22 protein-coding genes and 2 pseudogenes are annotated in these 25,995 nt (G+C 57.1%); 13 read left to right on the top strand and 11 right to left on the bottom strand.

The genetic code is table 11. From position 1 onward, the window contains the following. The first annotated feature begins 6 nt into the window (after positions 1-6). Entirely contained in the window at positions 7-1,497 is a 1,491-nt protein-coding gene (xylB, locus tag C163_RS09615) for a xylulokinase (RefSeq protein WP_025338562.1), read from the top strand. A gap of 33 nt (positions 1,498-1,530) precedes the next feature. Beyond that, a complete protein-coding gene (locus tag C163_RS09610) occupies positions 1,531-2,475 on the top strand; it encodes a carbohydrate kinase (protein WP_025338561.1) in 945 nt (314 codons plus the stop codon). Positions 2,476-3,108: 633 nt separating this feature from the next. Here C163_RS09610 and C163_RS09605 read toward each other — a convergent pair. The 3 genes from C163_RS09605 to C163_RS27305 form a co-directional block, all read right to left on the bottom strand. Next, positions 3,109-4,059, bottom strand: a complete 951-nt coding sequence (locus C163_RS09605; RefSeq protein WP_025337292.1) for an IS110 family transposase — start codon at positions 4,057-4,059, stop codon at positions 3,109-3,111. 305 nt (positions 4,060-4,364) lie between these two features. Then, positions 4,365-4,544 (bottom strand): hypothetical protein, encoded by a 180-nt coding sequence (locus C163_RS09600; protein WP_170978830.1) that lies wholly within the window; start codon positions 4,542-4,544, stop codon positions 4,365-4,367. 96 nt (positions 4,545-4,640) lie between these two features. Next, complete coding sequence (locus C163_RS27305) at positions 4,641-4,808, bottom strand: hypothetical protein (RefSeq protein ID WP_023660823.1); 168 nt, start codon at positions 4,806-4,808, stop codon at positions 4,641-4,643. A gap of 246 nt (positions 4,809-5,054) precedes the next feature. On the opposite strand from C163_RS27305, the gene C163_RS09595 reads away from it, so the two are divergent. From C163_RS09595 to C163_RS27470, 4 genes are all read left to right on the top strand, one after another. Then, positions 5,055-8,273 carry a T6SS effector BTH_I2691 family protein gene (locus tag C163_RS09595; protein WP_025338559.1) on the top strand — a complete coding sequence of 1,073 codons (3,219 nt, stop codon included), beginning with the start codon at positions 5,055-5,057 and terminating at the stop codon, positions 8,271-8,273. Next, positions 8,270-9,073 (top strand): DUF6708 domain-containing protein, encoded by an 804-nt coding sequence (locus C163_RS27695; RefSeq protein ID WP_371257956.1) that lies wholly within the window; start codon positions 8,270-8,272, stop codon positions 9,071-9,073. The genes C163_RS09595 and C163_RS27695 overlap by 4 nt, the downstream gene beginning before the upstream one ends. Positions 9,074-9,251: 178 nt before the next feature. Beyond that, positions 9,252-10,070: a DUF6708 domain-containing protein gene (locus C163_RS09585; RefSeq protein ID WP_256220395.1), complete on the top strand. Its 819-nt coding sequence runs from the start codon at positions 9,252-9,254 to the stop codon at positions 10,068-10,070. A 104-nt stretch (positions 10,071-10,174) separates the two neighbouring features. Beyond that, positions 10,175-10,975, top strand: coding sequence for a DUF6708 domain-containing protein (locus tag C163_RS27470; protein ID WP_256220394.1), 801 nt, complete (start codon positions 10,175-10,177; stop codon positions 10,973-10,975). A gap of 166 nt (positions 10,976-11,141) precedes the next feature. Here the strand turns inward: C163_RS27470 and C163_RS09575 are convergent, their stop codons facing one another. Further along, complete coding sequence (locus tag C163_RS09575; RefSeq protein WP_025338555.1) at positions 11,142-12,533, bottom strand: amino acid permease; 1,392 nt, start codon at positions 12,531-12,533, stop codon at positions 11,142-11,144. An 80-nt stretch (positions 12,534-12,613) separates the two neighbouring features. Further along, the gene (locus C163_RS09570) at positions 12,614-13,438 is read right to left on the bottom strand and encodes a phytanoyl-CoA dioxygenase family protein (protein WP_025338554.1); all 825 of its coding nucleotides are present in this window, start codon (positions 13,436-13,438) and stop codon (positions 12,614-12,616) included. A 137-nt stretch (positions 13,439-13,575) separates the two neighbouring features. Between C163_RS09570 and C163_RS09565 the strand changes: the two genes are divergently transcribed. From C163_RS09565 to C163_RS09560, 3 genes are all read left to right on the top strand, one after another. Next, positions 13,576-14,493: a LysR family transcriptional regulator gene (locus C163_RS09565; RefSeq protein ID WP_025338553.1), complete on the top strand. Its 918-nt coding sequence runs from the start codon at positions 13,576-13,578 to the stop codon at positions 14,491-14,493. Beyond that, positions 14,480-14,710, top strand: coding sequence for a hypothetical protein (locus C163_RS27100; RefSeq protein WP_155951615.1), 231 nt, complete (start codon positions 14,480-14,482; stop codon positions 14,708-14,710). Before C163_RS09565 ends, C163_RS27100 begins: the two co-directional genes overlap by 14 nt. Before the next feature lie 158 nt (positions 14,711-14,868). Further along, positions 14,869-16,392: a Fic family protein gene (locus tag C163_RS09560; RefSeq protein WP_025338552.1), complete on the top strand. Its 1,524-nt coding sequence runs from the start codon at positions 14,869-14,871 to the stop codon at positions 16,390-16,392. 959 nt (positions 16,393-17,351) lie between these two features. Here C163_RS09560 and glsB read toward each other — a convergent pair. After that, positions 17,352-18,260 (bottom strand): glutaminase B, encoded by a 909-nt coding sequence (glsB, locus tag C163_RS09555; protein ID WP_025338551.1) that lies wholly within the window; start codon positions 18,258-18,260, stop codon positions 17,352-17,354. Positions 18,261-18,472: 212 nt separating this feature from the next. Between glsB and C163_RS09550 the strand changes: the two genes are divergently transcribed. Next, positions 18,473-19,510 carry a sensor domain-containing diguanylate cyclase gene (locus C163_RS09550; protein ID WP_025338550.1) on the top strand — a complete coding sequence of 346 codons (1,038 nt, stop codon included), beginning with the start codon at positions 18,473-18,475 and terminating at the stop codon, positions 19,508-19,510. Between the two features lie 773 nt (positions 19,511-20,283). Here the strand turns inward: C163_RS09550 and C163_RS09545 are convergent. Then, a complete protein-coding gene (locus tag C163_RS09545) occupies positions 20,284-20,946 on the bottom strand; it encodes an HD domain-containing protein (protein ID WP_025338549.1) in 663 nt (220 codons plus the stop codon). A 540-nt stretch (positions 20,947-21,486) separates the two neighbouring features. Between C163_RS09545 and C163_RS09540 the strand changes: the two genes are divergently transcribed. Beyond that, entirely contained in the window at positions 21,487-21,729 is a 243-nt protein-coding gene (locus C163_RS09540) for a hypothetical protein (protein WP_025338548.1), read from the top strand. 164 nt (positions 21,730-21,893) lie between these two features. Beyond that, positions 21,894-22,157 (top strand): DUF3077 domain-containing protein, encoded by a 264-nt coding sequence (locus C163_RS09535; RefSeq protein WP_003256566.1) that lies wholly within the window; start codon positions 21,894-21,896, stop codon positions 22,155-22,157. A 141-nt stretch (positions 22,158-22,298) separates the two neighbouring features. Here the strand turns inward: C163_RS09535 and C163_RS26345 are convergent, their stop codons facing one another. Then, positions 22,299-22,727 carry a very short patch repair endonuclease gene (locus C163_RS26345; RefSeq protein ID WP_371257961.1) on the bottom strand — a complete coding sequence of 143 codons (429 nt, stop codon included), beginning with the start codon at positions 22,725-22,727 and terminating at the stop codon, positions 22,299-22,301. Between the two features lie 34 nt (positions 22,728-22,761). Between C163_RS26345 and C163_RS26340 the strand changes: the two genes are divergently transcribed. After that, positions 22,762-24,459 carry a DNA cytosine methyltransferase gene (locus C163_RS26340; RefSeq protein ID WP_256220393.1) on the top strand — a complete coding sequence of 566 codons (1,698 nt, stop codon included), beginning with the start codon at positions 22,762-22,764 and terminating at the stop codon, positions 24,457-24,459. A 138-nt stretch (positions 24,460-24,597) separates the two neighbouring features. On the opposite strand, the pseudogene C163_RS27465 reads toward C163_RS26340, so the two are convergent. The 3 genes and pseudogenes from C163_RS27465 to tnpB form a co-directional block, all read right to left on the bottom strand. After that, positions 24,598-24,804 (bottom strand): annotated as a pseudogene (locus tag C163_RS27465) (IS3 family transposase); the annotation flags it as partial. 59 nt (positions 24,805-24,863) lie between these two features. Then, a pseudogene (locus C163_RS09530) lies at positions 24,864-25,515 on the bottom strand (transposase). A 75-nt stretch (positions 25,516-25,590) separates the two neighbouring features. Further along, positions 25,591-25,947: an IS66 family insertion sequence element accessory protein TnpB gene (tnpB, locus tag C163_RS09525; RefSeq protein ID WP_025338546.1), complete on the bottom strand. Its 357-nt coding sequence runs from the start codon at positions 25,945-25,947 to the stop codon at positions 25,591-25,593. Positions 25,948-25,995: the final 48 nt, after the last annotated feature.

Here is a 25,995-nt window from a genome sequence, read left to right as displayed (position 1 = left end):
ATCGACATGGATGAACTGTTCCTCGGCATCGACTGCGGCACCCAAGGCACCAAGGCCCTGGTGCTGGACGCCGGCAGCGGCCAGGTGCTCGGTCTGGGCAGCGCCGCCCACGCCCCACCCCAAGGCCGCGATGGGCGCCGCGAGCAGGACGCGGCCGACTGGCTGGCCGCCCTGCGCAGCGCGGTGGCCGGCGCACTGCGTGCGGCCGGTGTCGACGGTCGGGCGGTCCGCGCACTGGCGGTGTCCGGCCAGCAACATGGCCTGGTGCTGCTCGATACCGAGGGCCAGGTATTGCGCCCGGCCAAGCTCTGGTGCGATACCGAAACCGCGCCCGAGAACCAGCAACTGCTCGATGCACTCGGTGGCGCCGAAGGCTCGCTCGAACGCCTGGGGCTGGTGATCGCGCCAGGCTATACCGCGTCAAAGCTGCTATGGACCAAGCGCCAGCACCCCGACCTGTTCGCCCGCCTGGCTCATATCCTGCTGCCCCATGACTACCTCAACCACTGGCTGACCGGCCGCGCCTGCAGCGAGCCCGGCGATGCCTCCGGTACCGGGTATTTCGACGTGCGCCGTCGAACCTGGGCCGCCGACGTGCTGCAACGCATCGAGCCAGGCGAGCGGCTGCTGGCAGCCTTGCCCGAGTTGGTCGAGTCCGGCGAGTGCATCGGCACCCTGCGGGAGCACGCCGCCAAGGCGCTGGGCCTGAGCCCGCACGCGTGGGTGGCCAGCGGGGGTGGCGACAACATGCTCGGCGCCATCGGCACCGGCAACATCGCCCCCGGCATGATCACCTTGAGCCTCGGCACCTCCGGCACCCTGGCGGCCCATGACGACCAGCCCCGCGTCAGCGCACAGGGCGAAGTGGCGACCTTCTGCGCCTCCAGCGGCGGCTGGCTGCCGCTGATCTGCACCATGAACCTGACCAGCGCCTGCGCCCTGGTGCGCGAGCTGCTGGAGCTGGACCTGAAGCGCTTCACCGAGCTCGCAAGCCAAGCCCCCATCGGTGCCGACGGCCTGCTGATGCTGCCCTTCTTCGACGGCGAGCGCGTACCCGCGTTGCCCAACGCCAGTGCCAGCCTGCACGGCATGACCAGTGCCAACCTGACCCGCGCCAACCTGTGCCGGGCAGTGCTGGAAGGCACCTGCTTCAGCCTGCGCCACGGCCTCGACCTGCTGCGCACCAGTGGCTTGCAAGGCAGCGAAATCCGCCTGGTCGGCGGCGCGGCGAAAAGCCCGCTGTGGCGCCAGGTGCTGGCAGACCTGCTCGGCCTGCCAGTGGTGTGCCCGCAACAGACCGAAGCCGCCGCCCTGGGTGCTGCAATCCAGGCCGCCTGGAGCCTCGGCCGGCAGTCGGGCCATGGCGACAGCCTTGCAACCCTTTGCCAACGCTGCGTGGCCCTGGACGAAAGCACACGCACCCTGCCCCGCCCGGCACAGCAGGCCGAGTACCAGGTTGCCTATCAACGCTACCGGGATCATCTGCCGGCACGCTGATCGCCGGCCTTACCTTTCGTATTGGAGAACTCCATGTATCTGGTGTGTGGCGAAGCCTTGTTCGATGTGTTCAGCGTGGAAAACAGCCCCCGCAGTAGCGAGCTGGGCTTTACCGCGATTGCCGGCGGCTCGCCGTTCAATGTCGCGGTCGGCCTGCGCCGGCTGGGCGCGGACGCCGCGTTGTTCGGCGGCCTGTCCAGTGACTACCTGGGTGTGCGACTGGGCAGGGTGCTTGAAGAGGAAAACGTGGAGTGCGGCTACCTGGTGAGCAGTGATGCGCCAACCACACTGGCCATGGTCGGCCTGGATGCCAACGGCTCGGCGCAGTACCAGTTTCGCGGTGAAGGCTGCGCGGACCGACAGGTGCGGCTGGAACATCTGCCTGCGCTGGATGAGCGCGTGCGCGGGCTGCATGTGGGGTCGTACACCCTGGTGGTGACGCCCGTGGCCGATACGCTGATGGCGCTGGTGCAACGCGAAAGTGATCAACGCCTGATCAGCCTCGACCCGAACGTGCGGCTGAACCCGCAGCCGGATGTGGCACTGTGGCGGCGCCAGGTTGAAGCCTTTGCCGGCCGCGCCCATCTGATCAAGGCCAGCGAGGAAGACCTGGCCCTGCTGTACCCGGGGCGCGACCCCGCAGAAGTGGCTCGAGGCTGGCTTGGCGAACGGTGCAGGCTGGTGTTTGTCACGCATGGCGGTGACGGGGCAAGCGTGCATTGCGCGTACGGGTCATGGCTGCGTCCGGCGGATACGTCTTTACCGGTGCGCGATACCGTGGGTGCTGGCGATACCTTCCAGGCGGCAGTGCTCGCCTACCTCGCCAGGCTCGGAGCCGACAGCCCAGCAGGTTTGGCGATGCTTGAGCGTGACACCATCGATGCGATGCTTGCCTATGCGATCCGTGCTGCGGCGATCACCTGCTCCCGAGTGGGCCCGGACCTGCCGTTTGAGCATGAGGTATCGCTTATATCCTGATGCGCTGGAGCGGGTTTACCCGAAAACACCGGCGAAGCCGGTGCCATGCACCGCGTTGGATTCTTCGCGGGTAAACCCGCTCCCACAGGATCACCACAGCCTTCAAGGCAGCCGCAGTACCTGTAGGAGCGGGCTTGTTCCGCGAACACCGGCGTAGCCGGTGCCATGCACCGCGTTGGATTCTTCGCGGGCATGCCCGCTCCCACAGGATTACCAAAACCTTCAAGGCAGCCACAGTACCTGTGGGAGCGGGTTCACCCGCGAACACCGGCGCAGCCGGTGCCAGCCACCGCGCTGGATTCTTCGCGGGCACGCCCGCTCCCACAGGATTACCACAACCTTCAAGGCAGCCGCAGTACCTGTGGGAGCGGGTTCACCCGCGAACACCGGCGCAGCCGGTGCCAGCCACCGCGCTGGAGTCTTCGCGGGTAAACCCGCTCCCACAGGATTACCACAACCTTCAACGCAGCCGCAGTACCTGTGGGAGCAACTGTCTTGCTCAATTTCAAAAAGCTGGCGCGATCCCTGTGGGAGCGGGCTTGCCCGCGAACACGGGCGAAGCCCGTGCCATCCACCACGGTGTTGGCTTCGCGGGCAAGCCCGCTTCCAGGCGGCTCACGCTGCGTTCTGGATTTACGTTGTACCTTCAGGCTGCGGTAGCACTAGATCGAGCCATGATGTACCCGTTCTGAGCATGGCATTTAACCGCACGATGAACGTTCTCATGCAGGCCACGATAGCGACTTTGGGAAGTTTTCCGCGCTCCCGCAGTGACTGATAACGAGCCTTGAGTGCTGGGTTGTATTTCATCGCCACAAGGCATGCCATGTACAGCGATCGCCTGACCGCAAATCGCCCGCCAGAGATAGAGCGCTTGCCCATGAATTTCCCGCTGTCGTGGTTGAAGGGCGCCACCCCAACCAGGGAGGCAATTTCTCTGGACTCAACCCGACCTAGCTCCGGCAGCAGCGCTATTAGTTTGCCCGCTGTCACCATCCCAATGCCTTTCACTTTGATCAGCTGGGCAACCCGTTCGTCGTTCAGCATCGCGATTTGCTGTTCGATCTCACACTCAACCCGTTTGATCTGCGCCTTGAAGTGTTTCAGGTTGGCATTCAGGTAGTTAGCAACTGCAGTCGATTGCACCTGCTTCAGGCGCCGCAGGTCGTCATCTCGCTGTTGAACCATCCGATCACGTTGCTGAAGCAACTCTCGCAGAAGCGCTCGTTCGGGGCTGACTCGCAGAGAGGGTTGATCTGGAATGACTTCGGCATAGTGCGCCAGAACCTCGGCGTCGATGGCGTCAGTCTTGGCCTTGATGCCTAAAGAGTCAGCGAATGACCTGGCTCGCCTGGGATTGACGCGTATGACCTTGTAGCCAGCGTCCTGTAGAAAACACATGACATCTCGCTCGTAGCCACCCGTCGCCTCTAACAGGACGCGCTTGATACTGAGCTTGCGAAGGCTCTCCAGTAGCGCCTCAAACCCTGTTGGATCATTGCTTAAATGCATTTTGATGCCCTGTGGCCGCACCGCAGCATCAAGGGAGAGACTGGAAACATCGATACCCAAGAAGGAAGCCATCACCAAAACCTCCTAAACTCAACACAGTGAGAGGACTTTGGCTTGGCCCACGCTTGTGATTCGAGATCAGAGCCGCATCCAACTGTTCGGGCTCTCGCCAAAGTGGAACGGTGAATGGCAGCTTTTGCTCCCACACGTGCTCAAGGCACCTACGGCATTCAGCTTGCCATTCACCGCTCTCACTCCAAATTCTAATCCCCCATCAAGACACAAGCGGGTATGCCCGCGAACACCGGCGCAGCCGGTGCCATGCACCGCGTTGGATTCTTCGCGGGTAAACCCACAGGGCCCTGCCCTATCAATGGTCACTCCCTGCGCTGATCCAGGTCTACCGCAGGCTGCTCCACGCTCTGCCTGCCGTCATCAGCCAAGCTGTCTTCCTCCTGCCAATCACCACCCTCTTCTTCGTTCATGAGCGGGTCGTCGTCAGGGTCGGGTATGGTCGGGCGGTCGGGGTCAACGGCCGGGTCAGGTGAAGTGGGCATGTCCGGGTTCGTGCCGCCTTGTGCATTCGGATCGGGGCTCATCGCTGCATACCTCGCAAGAAAAGGTGTGAACCGCATTCGTTCCGGGCAATTCCGTCAGCGAGGCTGCGGGTGCTCGGCAGAAACCGAATTGTTGGCCTGCACGTCCTCCATCTCCTCCTCGATCGGGCCTTCGTCATCCGAAGGTAGCGGGACCTCTCCGTCACCGCTGCCGGGCTGGGATTCGGTTTGCTCGAGGCCGGGGTCATTCTGATCGTTTGCCATGGAAGTTCTCCTGGGTTTGCGCGTTGATCGCGCATACAGATCGGACGGAAAACGGCCACCAGCAGTGCCCCGGGTTCGACAGGTGGCGCAAAAGGCCGGGGTACCGGCCATGGCCATACACTGAGCTGCATCCATCATTAAGAGACGTTTCCTACAAGCTTTTAGGAAGCCCAAAGCCTCTCTGGAAAGCGATTCCCCGTTAGTGTTCAGAGGTCGACAAGGACCTGTCCAACACGAGGATCGCTCATGACCATCAGCCAACGTATTGCCCTCGCGATCGCCGAAGCCGGGCTGCCGCACGACCAGTGCATGTTCTGCGAGCGCCAGGGCCTGCCGATCCTGCCGCTGCGCCGCGCCCTGGTGCCCGATACCCGCCCCGAGTGTGTCTCCACCGTGGCGGATAACCGGCATATCACGGCGAAGATCGGCTTGCGCACCTTGCGCAGGGGCTACCTGTATGTCCTGCTCGACCAGCAGGTCTGGCACGCCTATGCCGTCAGCGAGCAAGGTCATCTGCGCCGCTTTAATCCTTATGAGCCGCCAGACGGCCCGCCTTCGCCGCTGCCCGAAAAATGCGTGAACGCAGATCACGACGTTCCTTCGGCCTTTCTCAACATCGATACCAGCAGGTACGCCAGCGCCTGGCTGGCCTTCTCCAGCGATCCTTGGCCGGTGAGCGTGCTGAACGCCTACAAGAGCGGCGCGTCGCCTGCGCATCGCTTCGAGGGCCTGGACCTGATTCAGGCACGCGACAATCCCGAGCTGCTGGGCATCGCCATGACGCCCGATAAGCTTGGGGTCGACCAGCAGGTGTTCGAGTACGCCCAGCATGGCTGCGCCCCCTTCGACAGTGCACATGGCTTCCACAGCCGCTGGTTGCGCCGGTTCGCCCTGCGCGGCTATCTGGTCAATGCGGTCAACCGGCACAAGCTGGAAAACGGCGTGCTGGCGGTGGTGCTCGACGATACCGTCGGGTTGATTCAGGAGTACAACCATCAGCGTCTGAACTGGGTACTGAAGCGTCAGGCCTGGCGTGAAGAACCGATGCGGGCCTATCAGCTGCAGACCTCGCAGATCCTGCAGATCATTCGTGCCACGCACAGGGAGTGGGCGGCGCAGAAGGTGCCGTTGCTGGAGCCGATGACGGGCGATGGGCCGCCGGTGTTCACCGACCCGGCAGTCGAGCGGCAGCTGTTGGTCGAGCGTGCGCAGCAGGAGAGTGACGAGCGGCTTGAAGAGCGCTACCACGAACCGCAGCGGGCAGCGTTCCAGGCTGAATACGAGCAACAGGAGCGCGAGTTTCAGCGTTACATCGACAAGGACACAAGGGCGTACGTTGCCTTGTTCGATACACCCATGTTCAAGGTGGCCGAGGCGTACGACTACGACGGCAACGATCGCGAGTCCGGGGTGGCCTACGCCAAGACCATGGCCCTGTGCCTGGGTGGTGGCGTTACGGAAGCTGTCGTTCCCCACCTTGAACCGCATGTGCCCGCTTCCGGCACCAGCGAACTGCTCTGGTTGAAATGGCTAAAGGACCCGGACAGCCCGCCCTACCGCGCCTTGCTGATGCGCGACCAGGCACTGCTGGCCGGGCTGCTACCCAGTTTCTCGGCCACAGAAGCGATCAACTGGAACGACAGCGACAAGCTCTACGGCATGCTGAGCAAGATCATCGCCAGCGATGACGCCGGCCTGCGCATGCGCAATACCCTCAAGCAGGCCATTGCTGAAACACAGGGCGCACTCAATGCGGCCAGTCAGCGGCTGGCGCCATGTCTGTCGCCTGGCATTCAGAAGGCCGTGCGGCATCTGAACAGCGCCACGCAGTTTCTCTACAACGGCGTCCACCTGATCGAGCTGGAAGTGAAGATGAAGCTGGGCGAGTACTACGCCTTGCAGAGCGCGCACCTTCGGGAGTTGCAGCACAAGGCCAATGCGTCGATCGCCGAGGCACGGGACCGGATGCGCCGCAATATCGATGACTTCGAGTTTGGCTCGATGAAGGCCATGCGCAAGGTGCGGCCGATCATCCAGCATGGGCTGATGAGCCTGGCCGTACTCGACCCGCGGTTCACCAATTCGATGATCAGCGTGACGGTGTGGGTCGAGGGCAAGGCCGAGGAAGTGCATGGGCGGTTGTTCAAGGAGGTCAGCATGGGCGTGACCCAGGCGAGCAGCGCGGCGCAGCTTGCCTTGGTGGATATCTCGGTGGCGGCAGGGACGTTGGAAACCGATGCGCGCAGGTTGTTGCACGGGATGAAGATCACGACGCAGCAGGCGACCCGATTGGTAAAAACCGGTTTTTCCGGGTTGCGCGGGATTGCTGGCAGCTGGGAGGTTCTGCTGGCGATAGGCGGGTTGTATCTGCAGCAGGACAGCCTGGGCAGGAATCAGGAAAAGGCGGAAACGGAGATTGGGCCCAAGGCGTATGAAGCCAAGTTGGCGTTGCAAGGATCGCAGTTGGGCCTGTTGGGAGGGCAAATCGAGCTGGTTGGGCTCATTTTGAGATCAAGTGCTGGTCCACTGAATTTGGGGTGGGCAAAGGGTGTTGCAGCCAGTGGGGGGGCCTTGATAAGGCTTGGTGCTTTGGTGAGTGCGGTTGCAGGGGTCTTTGATGCGGCTCAAGCAATCAATGCCATGAGGCGCACCGCCGCTGCGGGTGATGATGCAGCGAGGAGCCAACACTTCTTTTCATTCCTCTTATATGGCTCGGGCACTATTGTATTTAGTGTTGCAGTACTCAAGCCCTTGTTTTTCGGCCCGTTGGGACTGGCGATAGCCCTCACGCTTGCTGCTTATCAACTAAGCAAACTGGCTCAGGAAAATGAATCAACGGATCTGGAGCGGTGGGTAAGGCGATGCTGCTTTGGAAAAGCAAACGAAAAGCCGAGTATTCATTGGAATGCTCCAGAACATGCGGATATCGCTTTTGCCGAACTCAATGCTGCCACGCTAGGCGTTCAGGCGAAGTTGAATTTTGAGTCGCGCTTGGCCACTGAACCAGGACTTCCGAAAGTCGGCGGCTTGATTAGTGCCGAAATAATTAGGAAGTTAAAATTCTTGATCGCATTGCCTCTGTACGATGAGCGGTCCTCGGGATATCGCTGGAAATTGATTGTACATCGTCACGGTGACGGCAATCACCCTGATTACGTTGGTGGGGAAACTATTGCTTCGGGCAATTTCTTTGCAAACGCTGAAGAACCTCTCTCACCGTCCTCTTCATTTTCCAGCTTTGCATCGCCACTGATCCCCGATCACGACCGCAGTATTTCAATTAGCGAGAAGCAGAAACCTTATTCTACTGGACTCTGTCAGTTAGAGATTTCTGGCTCGATATCGCTCATGGCGACTATAGGAAAACACACGACTCTGGCAGCTACGCTGTTGGTGATGTACTGGCCGGATCGGAGCTTGCCAAGTGGGTACATTGAGATTTGTATCAGGGAGACTAACGAGTGAAGCGTGATGGTAAAGTTCTGTGGGAGCGTGCTTTAGGCTGGAGCCATGACCTTCCCAAGGTGGATGAAGTGCCAAAGTGGCGGGAAGTGTGGGCGAGTGTCAAACCGTCGCCCAACTATTTCGATGATGTTTATCTCGAGTTGCCGCGGAGCAGCACCATCCTTCGAGGCGTTATATTCCTAATCGGTGTTGCGGGTCTGCTTTTTCTTTTTGGAATGGCGTTTTACTTGTACTGGGATTTATTATACGACGACTGGCGGCACGACTGGCTGATGAATCTATCATTGATAATTACCGCCTCAGCAATACTGTGGGCCTTGATTCCTTACATCAAGCTTGATCTGGTTGCCCCTAGAGACGAGCCAATTCGCTTCAACCGACTTCGCCAGAAAATATATATTTATGAATTTCGATATGACCGCATCTTCATCTTCAGCCGCAAACGCTGGTGCGTCAAACCGGTCGCCTACAACTGGGACGATGTAACCGCCGAAGTCTACCGAGTCTACGCCCCCGGCCACGGTGGGCTGATCGAAAACGTCATGCTGTCGGTCCGCAACCCGGAAACCAACGAAGTCATCGACCGTGTGTTCTTCACCTATGACCTCTACAAAGGCGAAGCCTACTGGGCCATCGCCCGACTATTCATGCAGCAAGGCCCCGAAGCCCTGCCGAAGTTCGTACACCCACCCCGTGACTGGAACGATGACGATGGCCTGAGCCACATGCATTGCCTGGCACCAAAGGTTCATTGGCCGGAGGACATTGACCGTGAGTCCCGTACTGCCCCATCTGACTGAGAGGGCCGATGAACCCCAAGTCCAGAAGGTATAGGCTGCCCTGGGTTGCGGCAGCCTCACTCTTGCCGCGTGGCCACTGCCCAGTCAGGCCCTGCGGCAGGCTGCTCCCCGCTCTGCTTGCCATCATCAGCCAGGCCATCATCGTCCTACCCATCACTGTTTCCACGGAACTGAATGCATGAAAAGAAAGAGAAAGATGCTACCTACCCGAGGGATGGGCTGGAAGTATGATCTTCCTCCGCATGATATTGCACCCGCGCAGCGCGAGGTGTGTTTGGCATCTAATTTAAAGATCAATCGGGCTGGACATATATTTATCGAATTCCCAAGGTCGTCGGTCAGCGTGCGGGGGATATCTTTTTTCGGAGGCTTGATTATTTTAATTTACACCATGGTGTTTATCGTGCCAGACATCATCACTTCCCTCCTTGACGACTGGCAATCGGGAATTGAAATTACGACCATAGGCATCATGATTATAATTCTTTCAACCTGGGCCTTTTTTCCATTGTTTCGTATGGACCTACGACTTCCTCGCGATGAACCCATACGCTTCAACAGAGCACGTCAAAAAGTCTATTTTTACGAGTACAGATTTGATCGCCTATACCCCTTCGGCAGCAAGGGTTGGGGGGTAAAACCTGTGGCCTATGACTGGGCCGACCTAACTGCCGAGGTTTACAGGGTATACGCCCCAATGGGCTACGGCGGCCTCATTGAAAATGTAATGATATCGGTTCGTAAAACAGGCACCGAGGAAGTCATCGACCGCCTGTTCCTATGTGACGACATAGAGCAAGGCAAGCAGTATTGGGCACTGGCACGTTTGTACATGCAAAGTGGCTATGACGCTCTTCCTGACTCTATACGCCCTTTGCAGGGTCAGAAGGTTGGCAATGGTCTGAACCCGATGCAATACCTCGCCCCCAAGGTCCGATGGCCAGCGAAAATCGACTTGGAGTCTCGCAGCGCACCGACAACAGATGAAGTCGTCTAAAACCTTAGCGCGAGGTGCTGAGGGCCCGGTAAGCACCCTGCTGCTACACGCTCTGCCTAGATGCCAAGTGGGTACATTGGGGTTTGTGCAAGGGAGATTAACGAGTGAAGCGTGATGATGAAGTTTTGTGCGAACGCGCTTTAGGCTGGAGTCATGACCTTCCCAAGGTGGATGAAGTGCCAAAATGGCGGAGCGTATGGGCGAGTGTCAAGCCTGCACCCAATTATTTCGATGATGTGTATCTCGAGTTACCACGGAGCAGCACCATCCTTCGAGGTGTTATATTTTTGGTTGGGGTTCCGAGCTTACTATTTATTCTAGGAATGACGCTTTACTTATATTGGATCCTTTTGCATGGCGGTTGGCCGCGCGACTGGCTTACAAACATATCAATAGCTCTTCCCCCGGTAGCATTATGGGCTTTGACTGCCTATGTCAGGCTTGATCTGGTTGCCCCTAGAGACGAGCCAATTCGCTTCAATCGACTACGCCAAAAAATATATATTTATGAGTTTCGATATGACCGTATCTTCATCTTCAGTCGCAAACGATGGGGCGTCAAACCGGTCGCCTACAACTGGGACGACGTAACCGCCGAAGTCTACCGAGTCTACGCCCCCGGCCACGGTGGCCTGATCGAAAACGTCATGTTGTCGATCCGCAACCCGGACACCAATGAAGTCATCGACCGCGTGTTCTTCACCTATGACCTCTACCAAGGCGAAGCCTACTGGGCCATCGCCCGGCTGTTCATGCAGCAAGGTCCCGAAGCCTTGCCGAAGTTCGTGCACCCACCCCGTGACTGGAACGATGACGATGGCCTGAGCCATATGCATTGCCTGGCGCCCAAGGTTCATTGGCCGGAGGATATTGACCGCGAATCCCGTACTGCCCCATCTGAATGAGAAGGCCGATGCCCCCGGGGCCTAGAAGGTAAGGATCACCACAGCCTTCAAGGCAGTTGCAGTACCTGTGGGAGCGGGCATGCCCGCGAACACCGGCGTAGCCGGTGCCAGCCACCGCGTTGGATTCTTCGCGGGCAAGCCCGCTCCCACAGTTTGGTTCAATGCCTCAAGCGCTGGCCGACACATGACGTGGCGCACGCACACCCCACAACCAGTAACCCAGGGATAGCAGCACCAACCAGCCAACCCCGACATACATGGCTGTGCGGCTGGCCGGGAACCAACCGAGCACACCAAAAATGAACACCATGAAAGCAATCGCGCAAGCTGGCCCTACCGGCCACAGCGGCACACGATAATCCAGTGCTACCACCTCCTCATTGCTCATGCCGCGCCGCATGGCCACTTGAGAAAGCAGGATCATCAACCAGACCCAGACAATGGAGAACGTGACTACCGCCGCAAGAACCAGGAACAAGTCTTCCGGCACCAGGTAGTTCAATACCACACCCAGAAGCAGCGCGACGCCCATCACCGCAACCGTCATCCACGGCACACCGAATCGCGACAACGATGCAAAACCGGCTGGCGCCTGGCCGTCCTGAGCCATTCCGTACATCATCCGCCCAGCACTGAAGATATCGCTATTGATCGCCGAAACAGCAGCTGAAATCACCACGATGTTCAACACGGTGGCCGCTGAACTGATGCCAAGACCACTGAAGATTTGCACGAACGGGCTACCGTGGCTGCCAATGCTGGTCCAAGGATAAATGGCCATGAGTACGAACAGGGTAAGAATGTAGAACAGCAGGATGCGCAGGGGCACCGAGTTGATAGCCTTCGGCAGCACGCGCTTCGGGTCCCTTGCCTCGCCTGCGGTGATGCCGATCATTTCGACCCCGCCAAAGGCGAACATCACGACAGTGAACGAAGCGATCATCCCACTGACGCCATTAGGGAAGAACCCGCCGTGGCTCCATAGATTCGAGACTCCGGCAACCGTGCCTGCATCGTCATTCAACTGGATACCCAGCAGCAGCACAGCCGCGCCTGCCACAATCATGGCAACGATCGCGGTCACCTTCAGCAACGACAGCCAGAACTCCATTTCCCCGAACACTTTCACGCTGCACAGGTTCAGCGCCCCGATAAAGAACACTATCCCAAGCACCCAGATCCAGGCAGGTGTTTCAGGGAACCACAGCCCCATGTAAACGCCAAAGGCCGTCACGTCTGCCAGGCAAACCACCAACATCGAGAACGCGTAACTCCAACCTGTCAGAAAGCCAAAGTAACGCCCCAGATACTGGCTGGCATAGTGCCCGAACGAGCCTGACACCGGGTTATGAACCGCCATTTCGCCAAGGGCGCGCATCATCATGTAAATGGCGGCGCCACCAATCAGATAAGCCAGCAAAACTGAAGGCCCTGCCAACTTTATTGCCGATGCCGAGCCATAGAACAGCCCCGTACCGATAGCAGAACCTAACGCCATGAAACGAATATGCCGGGTAGAGAGACCCCGCTTCAACTGGTGTGAAGATTGAGCGCTCATAGATACCTTCTTGGTTTTATTATCAGGTCCGCACAACGCTAATGCCGTGCGGTTTTATCAGGCACGCAGCATTCCAATCATCAAGCCCTAGGCCACAGCACCGGAAACAGTTCGTGGTTCATTTGGGCACCGCTGGCGAGTTGCGTTTCGAGGCCGGGAAACTGTGGCGAGGTTTTCCACTGGCGCGGTGCGTGAGTAATGTCATCGCCCAGGAAACGTACCGAGAAGGCACGACGCCGACGGTTGCCCCCGACACCGCCCGAGGCGTGCAAGGTGAGCATGTGGAAGAACACGGCGTCGCCTGGGGAGAGCTCCCAGCCGAGGATGTTCCAGGCGCTGCGATCGGCCTCGATATCCGGCAAGTCCGCAAGGCTGCCTTCCGGGAACCATTGCGCCTGGCTGTCGAGGAAGCTGCGCGGCATCAGCCATGGCCCAAGGTGCGAGCCCCCTACGAATTCAAGGGTGGATTCTCTCGAGACCGGGTCGACTGGCATCCACATGCTGCAGTTCTGCCGCCCGTCGATGTTGTAGTACGGCTGGTCCTGATGCCAGGGCGTTCGCTGGCGCGTGTTTGGCTCCTTGACCAGCAGGTGATCGTGATAAAGCCGGGCTGTCTCACTGTTCATGAGTTGCGCTGCAACACTACCTACCCTGCTTTCGAAGATGAACTGGCGATAGGCCGAAATATCCCCCCAATTACAGAAGTCTTCGAAGAACCAACCCGGGTCATCAGGGCGGCTTGCCACTTTAGCGCGCTCGCTTGGGGCTTTCAGGTTCTGTTCGATGCCGGTTTCGAGCAGTGCAACTTCTTCCGGCGTGAACAAATTACGTACGCAGACGGCACCATCACGCTGGAAAGCCTCGATGGTTTCGTCACTCAGTTGAAATTCGGCGGACTGTTTCATAAGCACCCTTTGGTCTTTTTATTGGGCAACAGCACCACTGCCAGTTTTCAAGCGGAATAAGCAAGGTGCACCGCGAGTATTGCTTTTCAGCCACAATAGGAAAAGAATATATTTCCTAATCCCGAGTATAGGAAAAGATGATAGGGTTCTCGTTCAGGCAGCTCGAGTACTTCGTCGCCGTGGCCGAGCACGGCAGCATCAGCGCTGCGGCCAGAGCCCGGCACGTTTCACAGCCATCGGTTTCGGTAGCGATCGCCCAGCTGGAAGAGGCGCTGAACGAGAGGCTGTTCCGGCGCCAGGTGAGCCGCGGACTGGAGCTGACGTCAGCGGGCACGCGTTTATTGGCCCAGGCACGCGATATCATCGGCATGGCCATTGCCATGAATCAGAACGCGGATACCACGCGCGGCTCGCTTCGCGGCAACCTGTCGCTCATCTGCTTTCAAGACTTGGGCCCCTATTACGCGCCGCGGCTGCTGTCGAGTTTTCGCAAGCAGTATCCCGATGTCGAGGTAACGCTTTTCGAGACTGACCTGGCAGGCGTACACCGCCACTTGAGCGCCGGTAAAGCCGAGCTCGCGCTGACTTATGACATTGGCCTTGATCCCTTGCTGCCGCGCCAGGTACTGGCTGAGTTGAAGCCCTACGCACTCATCGCCACTGACCACCGCCTAGCCCACCTGGCAGCGATACCGCTGCATGAGCTGGCGCAGGAGTGTTTGATTCTTGAGGACATCGCACAAACGCGTGAGTATTTTCTTTCACTGTTTTGGGCGCACAACCTGCAACCACGCACTCAGCAATACACCCAGACCTTCGAGATGCAACGGGGCCTCGTCGCGCATGGCTATGGGGTTGCCCTGTCATGCACCCGGCCCGCCGGGGACCACTGCTATGACGGCACACCGCTGCTATGCCGGCCATTACTGGAAGAGGTATCACCGCAAAAAGTGGTGCTGGCCCAATCAGGCGCCATGCACCCATCGCCGGTGGCGGAGGCGTTCAAGGGCTGGGTTGCTCGAGAGATAGCTGGTGGGGGGCATGAGTTCGATTGAGGTAGCCATAGGTATGTTGGGTGACGAACCAGGTACCTCGTTGCAGTTTGCAAAAATTTCTCGAGGGACAATTAATGATCAGTTCGAAGACCCCTATGGAAGCGCGCTACGCGGAGTGCTTAAGCGTGTCGCGACTCAAGAAAAAATCTGTGCTACTGGAAAATTTGAAGATTTTCGTTTCCCAGTGAAGAAAATTGCTGCGCCGGCGATTGATTGAAAGGGAAGATTGCGAGCACAAAGATGGCAATATAGTGGCCACACATAAGCCATTAGCTGGAAACTGAAAGAAAAATCGGCATAATCGCTAGACCTCAAGATTTTGTGAGCCCAGTCAAGAAAATATCGGCGCTCACCATTAAACGGAAGGAAAGGTGCATGCGAGCAGCCGGATATTCGCTACTACACGATAGGCTGCAGATAACTGCGGTTGCGCTCAACCGCCCTGCTATCGTCCAACCGGTCACCCGGATTGAAGTGATCGGACGCACGCTCGCAGTGCCCCAGAGGTTGGCTCCCGCAGAGGAGGACCTCCTTGGGAATGTGCTTTTCGCGCTTAAGCATGAGGGTATCAACCTCTCAATTCTCGCCCAAGCCCTAGCCCAGATTCCTGCCGAGCATTTCCTTGAAGCGCTGAGGGCTTCCCCTAACGGGGTCTACATCCGCAAAGCCTGCTACCTGAGGGAAGCCTTCACCGGCGAAGAGATCGTGCAGCCTTCGCCTGTGCGCGGAGCATTCGTTCAGTTGTTCGATCCGAAGCAGTACATTACTCGGCCGGGCGAACGGAATTCCAAGTGGCGGGTGGAGTTTAACGGCCTGGGAGATCTATCGTACTGCGCCACCGTCGAGCGTACCCCGGAGGTCTCAGCGCTTCTAGCGCATGACATTCTTGGCAAAGCCAAGGAATTCATCGATTCACTCCCTCCGATGATGATGGACCGGGCTATCAACTGGGCGTATCTACACGAAACCCAAGACTCGTTCGCTATCGAGAAAGAAGCTCCAACTGAAGATAAGTCCCGCCGCTTCATCCAACTGTTGCGCCAGGCTCACGAACGCCAACCGCTGACCGAGGACTATCTGGTCAACCTGCAGAACGCTGCTGTGGCGAACCCTTTGGATCTGGCAGCTGCGTTTCGGCATGAGCAGAACCACCTAAGTAACGGTATGCATGGTGCTGCAGGCGTAACCTATGTGCCACCTCCTCCTGAATTGTGCCGGGAACTGATGGAAAGCCTGATGCGCTTTGCCAATGAGGCCCCAACCCAGGTCGATCCGCTGGTCGTTGCAGGCATCATCTCTTTTGGCTTCGTGTTCCTGCACCCCTTCATGGATGGTAACGGTCGCTTGTCGCGCTTCTTGATCCACCAGGCCTTCTGCCAATCCGAAGCGCTTGATAATGGCCTGCTGCTGCCAGTATCTGTCGCCATGAAACGGGAGGAACGCATGTACCTGGAGACACTGCAGGCCTTTTCCAAGCCGGTGCGGGAGTTTTGGCGTGTGAACTGGATCGATTACGAGCAGTTCAGCTTTGAGTTCAAGGGCGCTGATGCCGTGTACCGGTTCTGGGATGCAACACCCAGCGTGGTATTCACTTGCCTGATGGCAAAGCGTGCTTTGGAAGTTGAGCTGCGAGATGAGACAGCCTTCCTGGAAAACTATGACACCGTCTACAAAGCCGTGGATGAGCGATTCGATGTTCGCGGCAGCGACCTCGCAAACTTGGTCATGATGTGCCTGAGCAATGGGGGAGTCGTATCCAACAATCGGCGCAAGCAATACCTATACAGGGTCCCCGAAGCGGTGTTCGACTTCATCGAGCTGACGACGCAGCAGGTGCTTGCCGCCCAGCGTGCAACGATGGAAGCGCACCAGGACGGTGGATCAGAGGCTGATACTTAGTTTTGGGTGAGCACTGCCCTAGGCAGAATGTCATCCGAACGGGCTCCTGCCTGCACCTTTCTCTAACCCGAGATTAATGGAAGAGCTAACGTGGCGAGACGCTATCTTGTAGATCCAGCTTTATTACCCGAAGCACGTATGGAACGTATGCGTGAGGAAATGTATGTATTACGGCAGGCTGTATTGTCGCTGGTCCCTGAGCGGTTCCGTATCCTCATAAAGCCGCCCTACAGCTTCACTCAGGAACAAGGAAGATCCTGGCAATACGAGACCGTTCGGAAGGTCCTGGAACTGGTGGAAGCAGACCCACAAGGTCGGGCGGCATGCCCGCTTTGCGGAGAAACGACTCAGACATATGGTGTTGGCTTTGCCGTACCAACTGGCTTGGAGCGACACCTTCTGGGCTCTCATCAGTCCAGACGTTGTGATGTGATGCACGCGGCAAAAGGATTGCTGAGAGTTCGGCACCGAGAGCTATTTCCTGAAGACTATGGGCCCTACGGTTGTGATTGAGTCGATCGGTCAATCTCACCCATCTCAACTCGACCCGCTAGGGTAGCAGGGTGCCCCGCAAACACGGGCAAAGCCCACGCCATCCAGCGAGTCGCCTGCATCGTAGGGCAAGCCAGCCCCACAGATTCGCCATACCCCACAAGGGATTCACGCACCTCTGCCGGCCCCGCTTTCCCCGACCTCATCCATGAAGGCTGCTGAGCTGCGCCACAGATCTCGTGGCCTGTGCATTGCCCGCGAACACCGGCGCAGCCGGTGCCATGCACCAAGTCGCATTCTTCGCGGGCACGCCCGCTCCCACAGGATCACCACAGCCTTCAACGCAGCCACAGTACCTGTGGGAGCGGGTTCACCCGCGAACACCGGCGCAGCCGGTGCCATACACCGCGTCGCATTCTGCACAGGTAAGTCAAACCGCCACATCGCACAACAAGCGAGCCCGCCAATCAGAACACCGACCACCCAATCCGTGTACTCAGCAACTCAAGCGCCGCCATCCCCGCCAGGGAGTTACCCGCCGTATTCAACTCCGGCGACCACACGCACACGGTGAATTGCCCCGGCACGATCGCCACAATCCCGCCCCCCACGCCACTCTTGCCCGGCAACCCCACCCGATAGGCGAAATTCCCTGCTTCGTCATACAACCCACTAGTGGCCATGATCGAGTTCACCTGCTGGGTCTGACGCCGGGTCAAAATCTGCTCACCGCTGTGCTTGCAAAAACCATCGTTGGCCAGGAAACAGAACGCCCGGGCCAGGTCCAGGCAATTCATCTGCAGCGCGCAATAGCTGAAATAGCTGCGCAGCACCGTCTCCACCTCGTTATGGAAGTTGCCGAACGACTGCATCAGGTAAGCCATGGCCGCGTTACGCGCGCGGAATTGATACTCCGAATCGGCAACGCGAGCATCGATCGAGATATGCGGATTGCCCGATAGCCGCCGCACAAAATCGCGCATCGACAACGTGGGTGCAGCAAAGCGCGACTGGTTGATATCGCAGATCACCAACGCCCCCGCATTGATAAAAGGATTACGCGGCCGACCACGCTCGAACTCCAGCTGCACCAGCGAGTTGAACGGCTGGCCGGAAGGCTCATGGCCAAGCCGCTCCCAAATTGCCTCCCCCGAGTGCCCAATCGCCTGCACCAGGCTGAACACCTTGGAAATACTCTGTACCGAGAACGGCACCAGGGCGTCGCCTGCGCAGTAATAGCTGCCATCGTTGCCATAGACCGCGATGCCCAGCTGGTTCGCTGGCACATCGGCCAGCGCAGGAATGTAGTCAGCCACTTTGCCCTTGCCGATCAAGGGACGTACTTCTTCGAGAATCTCGTTCAACAGCGTTTGCATGAAAGGCCCTGTATCAGTCCCCAGACGACGGCTAAGGGGTAGCATTCTTGACGAAGATCGAGCGAAAGAAATCACACTCTCGGCAAGAATGGCCAGCCGCACCTGCAGCCCAAGGCTCCACGCTATAACCTATGCTGTGCTTGTTTCGACGGTATAGAGAACGCGCCCCCGCCAGGTGCAAAAGCAGCCAACCAGGGAATGGAGGACCAACGATGCCAGCTTGCCCTTTACCCGCAGACGAAGCGCTTCGCCAGCGCACGCTCGATGACATGAACCTGGTCGATACACCAGCCGAGCATTACCTCGATACCCTGGTGCGGCTTACCCAGGACCTGGCCCATGTGGATACTGTGCTTATCAGCCTGATCGACCAGGACCGACAGTGGTTCAAGGCTCGAATAGGGCTTGAGGCAACCGAAACGACGCGCAGTGTTTCCTTCTGCGGCTACGCCATTCTCGGTGACGAAACCCTGATGGTCCCCGATGCCAAGCGCGACAGCCGGTTCGACGACAATCCACTGGTGCTCAACGAGCCCTATATCCGTTTTTACGCCGGCCACCCCCTGCGCGCCGGCAACGGCAAAGCCATCGGCACGCTGTGCATGTTCGATCCCCACCCGCGCGTGCTCAGCGAGGCTCAACAAGCGAACTTCAGGGACCTGGCCACGCTCGCCGAGGGATATCTGCAACTGCGTACCTTGGCGCAGGTGAACCGCGATCTGCGGCTTGAAATGGATCGCGAGCAGCGCAAAGCCCTGCTCGACCCTTTGACACAACTGTGGAACCGCGGCGCGCTGTCGGCGTTTGAAGACCATGAACGGCGATTGGCAGAGTTGAACGGCTTACAACTGGGTGCGGTTTATGCCGACCTGGATCACTTCAAATCCATCAACGACAAGTACGGCCATGGCGGCGGTGACAAGGTGCTTTGCGAATCTGCCCGCCGCCTGCGCGCAGCACTTCGCCCCGATGACCTGCTGGTGCGCCATGGGGGTGAGGAGTTCGTCGCTATTTTGCACGTCAAAGACAGCGAAGAACTGACGCGGATTGCTGAGCGGATTCGCGAACAGGTGGGTGCCAGCCCGATGCAGTTGCCCTGTGGTCAGTTGAAGGTAACCCTGAGCATTGGGTGCACGCTGTTCGCCAAGGGTGAAACGCTGGATGACGCACTGGAACGCGCCGACAAGGGGCTCTATACCGCCAAACAGAATGGGCGTGATCGGGTTATCTATGTAGTGCCGCCTCTCTGAGACGAGCACGATCCGGGCTGTACGGCATCTCTTCTCGCATGTCAGCCCGGCTGTTCATATCCCAGAGCCCGCCCCGCTCGGCATGCCCTTGCCGCCAAAGCTGGATCATCTAAAAGCCGCAAACCCAGCACTCAAACCCTGTACGTCCCCTGTGAAAGCAACTGCCTTGCAAAAACTCTAAATGTTGCCGCGATCCCTGTGGCAGCAAAGGCCTTGCTCAAAATCTAAAATATGGCGCGATCCCTGTGGGAGCGGGCGCGCCCGCGAACATGGGCGCAGCCCGTGCCATCCACTGTAAACCCGCTCAAAAAAACTGCACACAACTCATCGATCAGCAGAACCTAGTACAAGAAGGCCCAGCCCAGAGGTGCGTTGCCGCACGGATAGCTCAACCGATAAGCACAGACCCAGCCTCTAAGGGACCGGCGGCGCCGCGGTCCAACATACCCACGAAGACTCCAACACAGCGAATGGCATCGCCGACAAGGTCTTCACGAACAAACCCGCCCTCAAAAACTGCAAATATCTCCCTGAATTAGCAGGCCCCCCTGTGGGAGCGGCTTCAGCCGCGAACACCGGCGCAGCCGGTGCCATGCCCACGCTAAATTCTTCCCCGCCCAAACAGAACACTCAGGCCCATGACACCACAGCTACCCGCCCCAGGGCCTGGCTACTTCCCCAAAGCCACCCACAAAATCGATCCAGTCGTGAGCAGTTCCAATACAGCTGGCTCACGCCAAAAAAACCTGCCAATCGTCCCAAGCCCCGTCACTTCACCCCTGCCCGCCAGCCCCGATCTCATCCATGAAATCCGCAAGAAACACTTCAAGCCGAGCATGACGTTCAGCAGCCAGCCGAGCCCCTTCAGCAGTTTTAAAACCTGACGCAAGCTTGAGCAGCTTGGTATGAAAGTGCTCGACCGTATACGCCTTGTCCTGATACTCCCTCCCCCACGCAGTGGGGTTCTCGAAATCGTACAGTGCCGACCCCATTCGCCCGGAAACGTAAAAACACCGGGCGATACCCACTGCACCTATGGCGTCCAAGCGATCACTGTCCTGAAGAATTCTGGCCTCAAGGGTGAGCGGCTCGAAGCCAGCCGAGTAGCTGTGGGTTTTGACTGCATGCGCCACCTGCTCGATGCGCTGCAAGGGCCAGCCCATATCAGCCAGGATTGACGCCGCCCTTTGTGCGGACAGCGTTGACGCCTGCCCACGCAAGGGCGAGTTCTTTTCTACTGCGACACAATCATGCAGCACAGTCGCTGCAAGCAGCACTTCCAGGTCGCCGCCTTCTACGCGCTGTATCCGTTGTGCGTTGCCCCATACGCGATGGATGTGGGACAGGTCGTGGGAGCCATCTGGCTGGTCAGCCGGTAGGTACTTCAGCAGGTCAGTGGCGAGGCGCTGGAAAGGGGCAAAAGCTTCGATAGTCATCTTCGGTGCATTCCATGGGCTGTTACTTGGCGTCCGTTGTCAGGGGTTGGCCCGTGACCTGCCTTGGTGCAGATGCGAGCGGGTCAGTTTCAGGGCTTGAGTGATGAAAGTCCATGCTGGGCCGTTTGTTGGCATCGCGACATAACTGGATACAGGGATTCGTGAGTGGAAAGCTTTTTGAGATCCACAAACCGTTAACAGAGCAGCCAGTGTTGCAGGCAATGAAGGTGAACGGGCAAAAAAAGTCAGAATTAACCCCTTCCTTGTAGGCCATTTCCCAAAGATACTCCCTGCGCCTGTTTTTCGTTGCACATGACCAACGTGGATTTTAGTCTCGGCTCGTCGCTGCCAATTCAGCGACCGGTTTTGACGGACCGATGACGCTGTCCTCATGTGCACACTTTTATGGTGGCTGTACGTGCGGGCACCCTGTGGTGCGCCGAGTGCCAACGTCTCGGTCCGTCAACCCGCGTACAGCTACCACCCCATTGCTTGACGGCATGGCCGTGGTAGCTCCTCCTTCTACGTTGGAGCTTCACCATGCTCAAGATTGTTCCAGATCCTCCCCACAAGACTCTCTGCCTTGAAGACACCCTGATCCAAGCCACGGACTATGCACTATGCGCGGCAACCGTCGTGCATCAGGCAATGCTGCTGCAGCCCAAATCGCCTGCGTCGATTTTGATGATGACCTCAATGCATGAACTGGAGACGCTGCGAGCTTTGCTTGAGTCCGCACTGATCCAGGTGCAAATGCCCACTGAGCCCAGGACTTTGCACTAAGGCTTCATTGATGTGTCGCCTGGCTGCCCCTATCGCGAGCAAGCCGGGCTCCCGCATGGATCTGAGCTACGCCACAAATCTCGAGGCCTATGCAGTATTTGTGGGAGCTGGCTTGCCGGCGATGAGGCCAGACCAGGCACTAGAGATTTCGGGGAGACTGAACAATGACCACAGAAGAAACCAAATTCACCGTCGGCAAAACCACCTTCTACCAAGGTGAAAACCAGACCCATCCGCTGTTCCGCATCGAAGCAGGCATCCCCTGCCAGAGCGCCCGAGAACAAGCCTCGGAGCTTATGGGCTACGCACGGGATATGACCCTGGACGGCTTAATGGAAGACAAACCCCAGCTGATCTGGGCATCGCATTACCTCTGCGCATTGGCTAAGGCGCTGATGGATGATGCCGAGCTGGGCATGATGCGCTGAGGTAGCTATTCGCTCGGGGAGTGCTTTCAGAAACCAAGTCCAATCTACCTGAAGGCACTCATACCGTTTTAGGAATCTATGACACCGTGACCCAGATGCTTCGCAAGAACTCCGCTGGCTAAAAAATTCAGAGGGCCTCCATCACTCCGGTGTTGTACCTTCCTCATGAAAGCTGGGCCAAGACAAGCTTTTTTGATTACAATCGCGGATTGCCTCGAAGAGCCAGTCCATTTCCGACTCAGGGCCTCGGATCCCGCACTCCCAAAGCTCGATCACCCTCCAGCCTGACGCCAACAGCTCGTTTTTTACCCTTGTGTCACGGCTCACATTCTGATCGAATTTGTGCTGCCAGAAATCTGCTCGGGTCTTAGGGGTGGTCGCATAACGGCATCTTGGATGTCTATGCCAGAAGCACCCGTGCACAAAAATACACACTCTATAACGAGGCAAAACCAGATCAGGCTTACCGGGTAGCTTTTTTCCGTGAAGCCGAAACCTAAAGCCATGCCGGTGTAACAAGCGCCTGACCTTGATCTCCGGAGAGGTGTGGCTCCCCCGGATCCCCGCCATCATGCGAGACCTCACTTCCTTACTGACTATGTCCATGAATCAAGACCAAATGACCTTTCTTCCCGAGTCTACACCCGTAGATCCAATTGGTGAGCTCGACTACCCAATCCAAGTGGTTGATCTCTTCGCTGGACCAGGGGGCTTAGGGGAAGGCTTTACTTCGCTCGGCGATGGTCAACGTTTCGAGATTGTTGTTTCAGCCGAGAAGGATTCTAAAGCATGGCAAACACTGAGGCTGAGAGCCTTTTTTCGCCTGCTGAAAAAGAAAAAACCGACACATCTTTTCGAATACTATAATTATTGCAACAACCCATCTGCGACTGGCGAATTCATACCATCCGACGAAACAAAAGAGCTATGGGGTGAAGCCGCAGAAGAAGCCAAGTGCATAACACTGGGAAGTGTATCAGGCAATGACATCCTAGATAACGCACTAAACCACGAGAAGCATGGGCTCAACGAAAATCGTCCTTGGGTGCTAATTGGAGGACCTCCATGCCAAGCATACTCCGTAGTCGGAAGAGCTAGAAATCAAGCTAAAGCAGACTACAAGGCTGAAGAAGATCACCGCCATTTTTTGTACAAGGAATACCTGAGAATAATCAGAGAGAAACAACCGACCGTTTTCGTAATGGAAAATGTCAAAGGTATTCTTTCGTCAAAAGTTAACGATGAACGCATATTCTCAAGCATACTGCGCGATCTATCCGACCCACACCAAGCTCTGCACGAAGGAGGCACAGGAAAACGCTATCATATATATTCCCTAGTTACTGGAACGCACTTTTCTCCCGGCGACAACGTAGACAAAATCGATCCTAGAGCATTTATAATTCGAGCAGAAAAATATGGCATCCCTCAAGCCAGGCACCGAGTTATTCTTTTAGGCATCTCCGAAGACTGCCTTCCTGCAAGCCCTCATCAAGTCAAGATGAGCACTAGCAGTTCTGACGCAACTGTTGGACAAGTTCTGAGCCAGTTACCGAGGCTGCGTAGCGGCCTTACGAAGATGGTAGATAATCAACAAAATTGGGCTTCTGTAGTACAAGAACAGGTTAAATACCTTCGCGAGCAAATTGACGTATCTGATGAAATGTGGCGCGTCCTTGGAGACGTAACAAAAGACTTTGTCCCACCTGAAACCACAGGTGGTAGACGTGTAAAGAGAGCGTCTAACAAAACTGACGGCAAGACGGGCAACGACCAACTAGACAATTGGTACCGCGATGAAAGCCTCGATTACTGGCTTAACCACGAAGTCCGCGGCCACATGCTAACAGACCTGCGCCGATATATTTTTGCAGCCTCCTATGCGAAGCTCCATGGGGTTTCTCCAAAAGGACATAAAGGCTTTAACCTAAAAGGTCTTGCCCCCGACCATGCGAACTGGAAGAGCGGCGTTTTCAGCGATCGCTTCCGAGTGCAGGCTGAGAATTTACCAGCAACAACAATAACTAGTCATATATCAAAAGATGGACATTATTTTATCCACTATGATCCAACACAATGTCGTAGTCTATCTGTACGCGAAGCGGCCCGCCTCCAAACATTCCCTGATAATTACTTCTTCCAAGGTAACAGGACTGAACAATTTCATCAGGTAGGCAATGCAGTCCCTCCCCTACTCGCAGCTCAAATAGCAAAGGTTGTGTTCCGCATCCTCTTTGATAAAGTCAAAAAACATGACGACAATTCCACACAAAAATCGAGCACTTCATTAGCTTTAACCTAATATAAACAACCATTATCAAACTTAACGAAAGGCTCATACCATCTGCATGAGCCTTTTCTTTTTTCCGGTATTATTATGACTATTTCCAACCAGCTCATGCTACATGATTAAATTATTGGCCTTCAAGTAATCTTGTCAAACTAACACCCTGAACTGGCTGCCTTGACCAGAGTGAATCATCAGTTGCTGCTGTGACCAGCATCAATATACAATAATCAACCTCGCATCGATGTCCAAGTCGCTGTAAAATCCTGGCTTCATTGGCTAACCAATGACTTGACGAGAGAACAAATCCAGCACTATCGTCAGATACAGCCACACATCATAGGGGCGAATGTAGCTGATTTGTAAGCGCTCCACGAATCCCACCTAACCAAAGATGGGCGGAGCACTTAACTATGTATTTAAGGCCTGCAATTCCACGGCAGCCGTGCTTCGTAGTCTTCCACTGAAGACGCCAGCGGCAGGCGGTCCAGTGCGTGGCGCAGACACGCATAAGGCTCTTGGCCATTGGCTTTGGTCGTCTCGACCAAGCTGTAAAGTTTCGCGCTGGCCGTGGCGCCTGTAGGCGTGTCACTGAAGAGCCAGTTCTTTCTGCCGATGACAAACGGCCGGATCGCTCGTTCGGCAGCGTTATTGTCGATCGGCAAGTCACCCTGCTCGACGCAGCGTTCCAACTTGCGAACATGTTTGATGACGCGAATCTGCATCGGGAAAATTTCAAGCTGCTCGCTGACCTCTCCACCGATGGCATGTTTGCGGCAGCCACAAGCGCACGTCAGCTCATGCCCAGGCAGTTCGTGGAAACTTCGATACGCGGGAAATCAGCCGGCAATGGCTTGCGCTTGCCGGTACTTGGTCGGCGCATCAACTTCTTCGTCCAGCCTCATCTAAGGGTTCGGCCAGGCTTTCCGCTTCGTCGAAGAGCGGCAATTGTGGTGTCACCAAATCGCCTGTCTACTCGGTCTTACGCCCAAACAAGCGCTGGCGCAGCAGCGCAACTTCCTCTTCGAGATGAACGATCTTGCCCTTGTCGGACGCGCGCTCGTTGATCATCTACTCAAGCAGTTACTTGAGCAGAACAGGATCGCCAGGGAGGTTTCGGGCGTAGAAATCATGCCGCGGACCGAATCAGGCGACGTATCGAGGCGTCAAAACCTGATGCGGACGGTTGCGCCATAGCTCAAAGTCGTCGAGCAGCCAGTTCAGTTCCTGAACGATCAGCACAATAGCGATGTTAGTCGGATCGGGTGAAGTTTTGAACCGTTCAGAGTCCAGGCGCTTGAGCCAGAGGCAGAAGCCGTTGCGCTCCCAATACAGGATCTTCACGCGGTTGCACGGCTTGTTGAGGAAGACGAAATGCACCAGGTCGAACACCTCCCTGATATCGAGTTCGACCAGTGCGACCAGGCCATTGATGGATTTTCGGAAGTCGACGGGTTTGGGGTAGAGGTCCACTTTTTCGATTTTAGCGTCGGGTCGCGTCATGGTCGGCGAGCTTCAGAAAGAAATCGGGAGCACAGCATCAGGGATCAG

This window comes from Pseudomonas sp. FGI182, assembly GCF_000511325.1.
Taxonomy (GTDB): Bacteria; Pseudomonadota; Gammaproteobacteria; order Pseudomonadales; family Pseudomonadaceae; genus Aquipseudomonas; species Aquipseudomonas putida_Z.
The sequence above is the reverse complement of the archived record's forward strand: the minus strand, read 5'-3'. Positions and strand labels throughout refer to the sequence as shown.

Excerpts from the sequence above, each read along its gene's own strand:
- C163_RS09585 (WP_256220395.1), top strand. The coding sequence starts at position 9,252 with ATGAAAAGAAAGAGAAAGATGCTACCTACCCGAGGGATGGGCTGGAAG.
- C163_RS27100 (WP_155951615.1), top strand. The coding sequence starts at position 14,480 with ATGAGTTCGATTGAGGTAGCCATAGGTATGTTGGGTGACGAACCAGGT.
- C163_RS26345 (WP_371257961.1), bottom strand. The coding sequence starts at position 22,727 with ATGGCGGGGATCCGGGGGAGCCACACCTCTCCGGAGATCAAGGTCAGG.
- C163_RS09600 (WP_170978830.1), bottom strand. The coding sequence starts at position 4,544 with ATGCCCACTTCACCTGACCCGGCCGTTGACCCCGACCGCCCGACCATA.
- C163_RS09560 (WP_025338552.1), top strand. The coding sequence starts at position 14,869 with ATGCGAGCAGCCGGATATTCGCTACTACACGATAGGCTGCAGATAACT.
- C163_RS26340 (WP_256220393.1), top strand. The coding sequence starts at position 22,762 with ATGAATCAAGACCAAATGACCTTTCTTCCCGAGTCTACACCCGTAGAT.
- xylB (WP_025338562.1), top strand. The coding sequence starts at position 7 with ATGGATGAACTGTTCCTCGGCATCGACTGCGGCACCCAAGGCACCAAG.
- C163_RS09595 (WP_025338559.1), top strand. The coding sequence starts at position 5,055 with ATGACCATCAGCCAACGTATTGCCCTCGCGATCGCCGAAGCCGGGCTG.
- tnpB (WP_025338546.1), bottom strand. The coding sequence starts at position 25,947 with ATGACGCGACCCGACGCTAAAATCGAAAAAGTGGACCTCTACCCCAAA.
- C163_RS09535 (WP_003256566.1), top strand. The coding sequence starts at position 21,894 with ATGACCACAGAAGAAACCAAATTCACCGTCGGCAAAACCACCTTCTAC.
- C163_RS09565 (WP_025338553.1), top strand. The coding sequence starts at position 13,576 with ATGATAGGGTTCTCGTTCAGGCAGCTCGAGTACTTCGTCGCCGTGGCC.
- C163_RS09575 (WP_025338555.1), bottom strand. The coding sequence starts at position 12,533 with ATGAGCGCTCAATCTTCACACCAGTTGAAGCGGGGTCTCTCTACCCGG.
- C163_RS09570 (WP_025338554.1), bottom strand. The coding sequence starts at position 13,438 with ATGAAACAGTCCGCCGAATTTCAACTGAGTGACGAAACCATCGAGGCT.
- glsB (WP_025338551.1), bottom strand. The coding sequence starts at position 18,260 with ATGCAAACGCTGTTGAACGAGATTCTCGAAGAAGTACGTCCCTTGATC.
- C163_RS09550 (WP_025338550.1), top strand. The coding sequence starts at position 18,473 with ATGCCAGCTTGCCCTTTACCCGCAGACGAAGCGCTTCGCCAGCGCACG.
- C163_RS09605 (WP_025337292.1), bottom strand. The coding sequence starts at position 4,059 with ATGGCTTCCTTCTTGGGTATCGATGTTTCCAGTCTCTCCCTTGATGCT.
- C163_RS09540 (WP_025338548.1), top strand. The coding sequence starts at position 21,487 with ATGCTCAAGATTGTTCCAGATCCTCCCCACAAGACTCTCTGCCTTGAA.
- C163_RS09610 (WP_025338561.1), top strand. The coding sequence starts at position 1,531 with ATGTATCTGGTGTGTGGCGAAGCCTTGTTCGATGTGTTCAGCGTGGAA.
- C163_RS09545 (WP_025338549.1), bottom strand. The coding sequence starts at position 20,946 with ATGACTATCGAAGCTTTTGCCCCTTTCCAGCGCCTCGCCACTGACCTG.
- C163_RS27305 (WP_023660823.1), bottom strand. The coding sequence starts at position 4,808 with ATGGCAAACGATCAGAATGACCCCGGCCTCGAGCAAACCGAATCCCAG.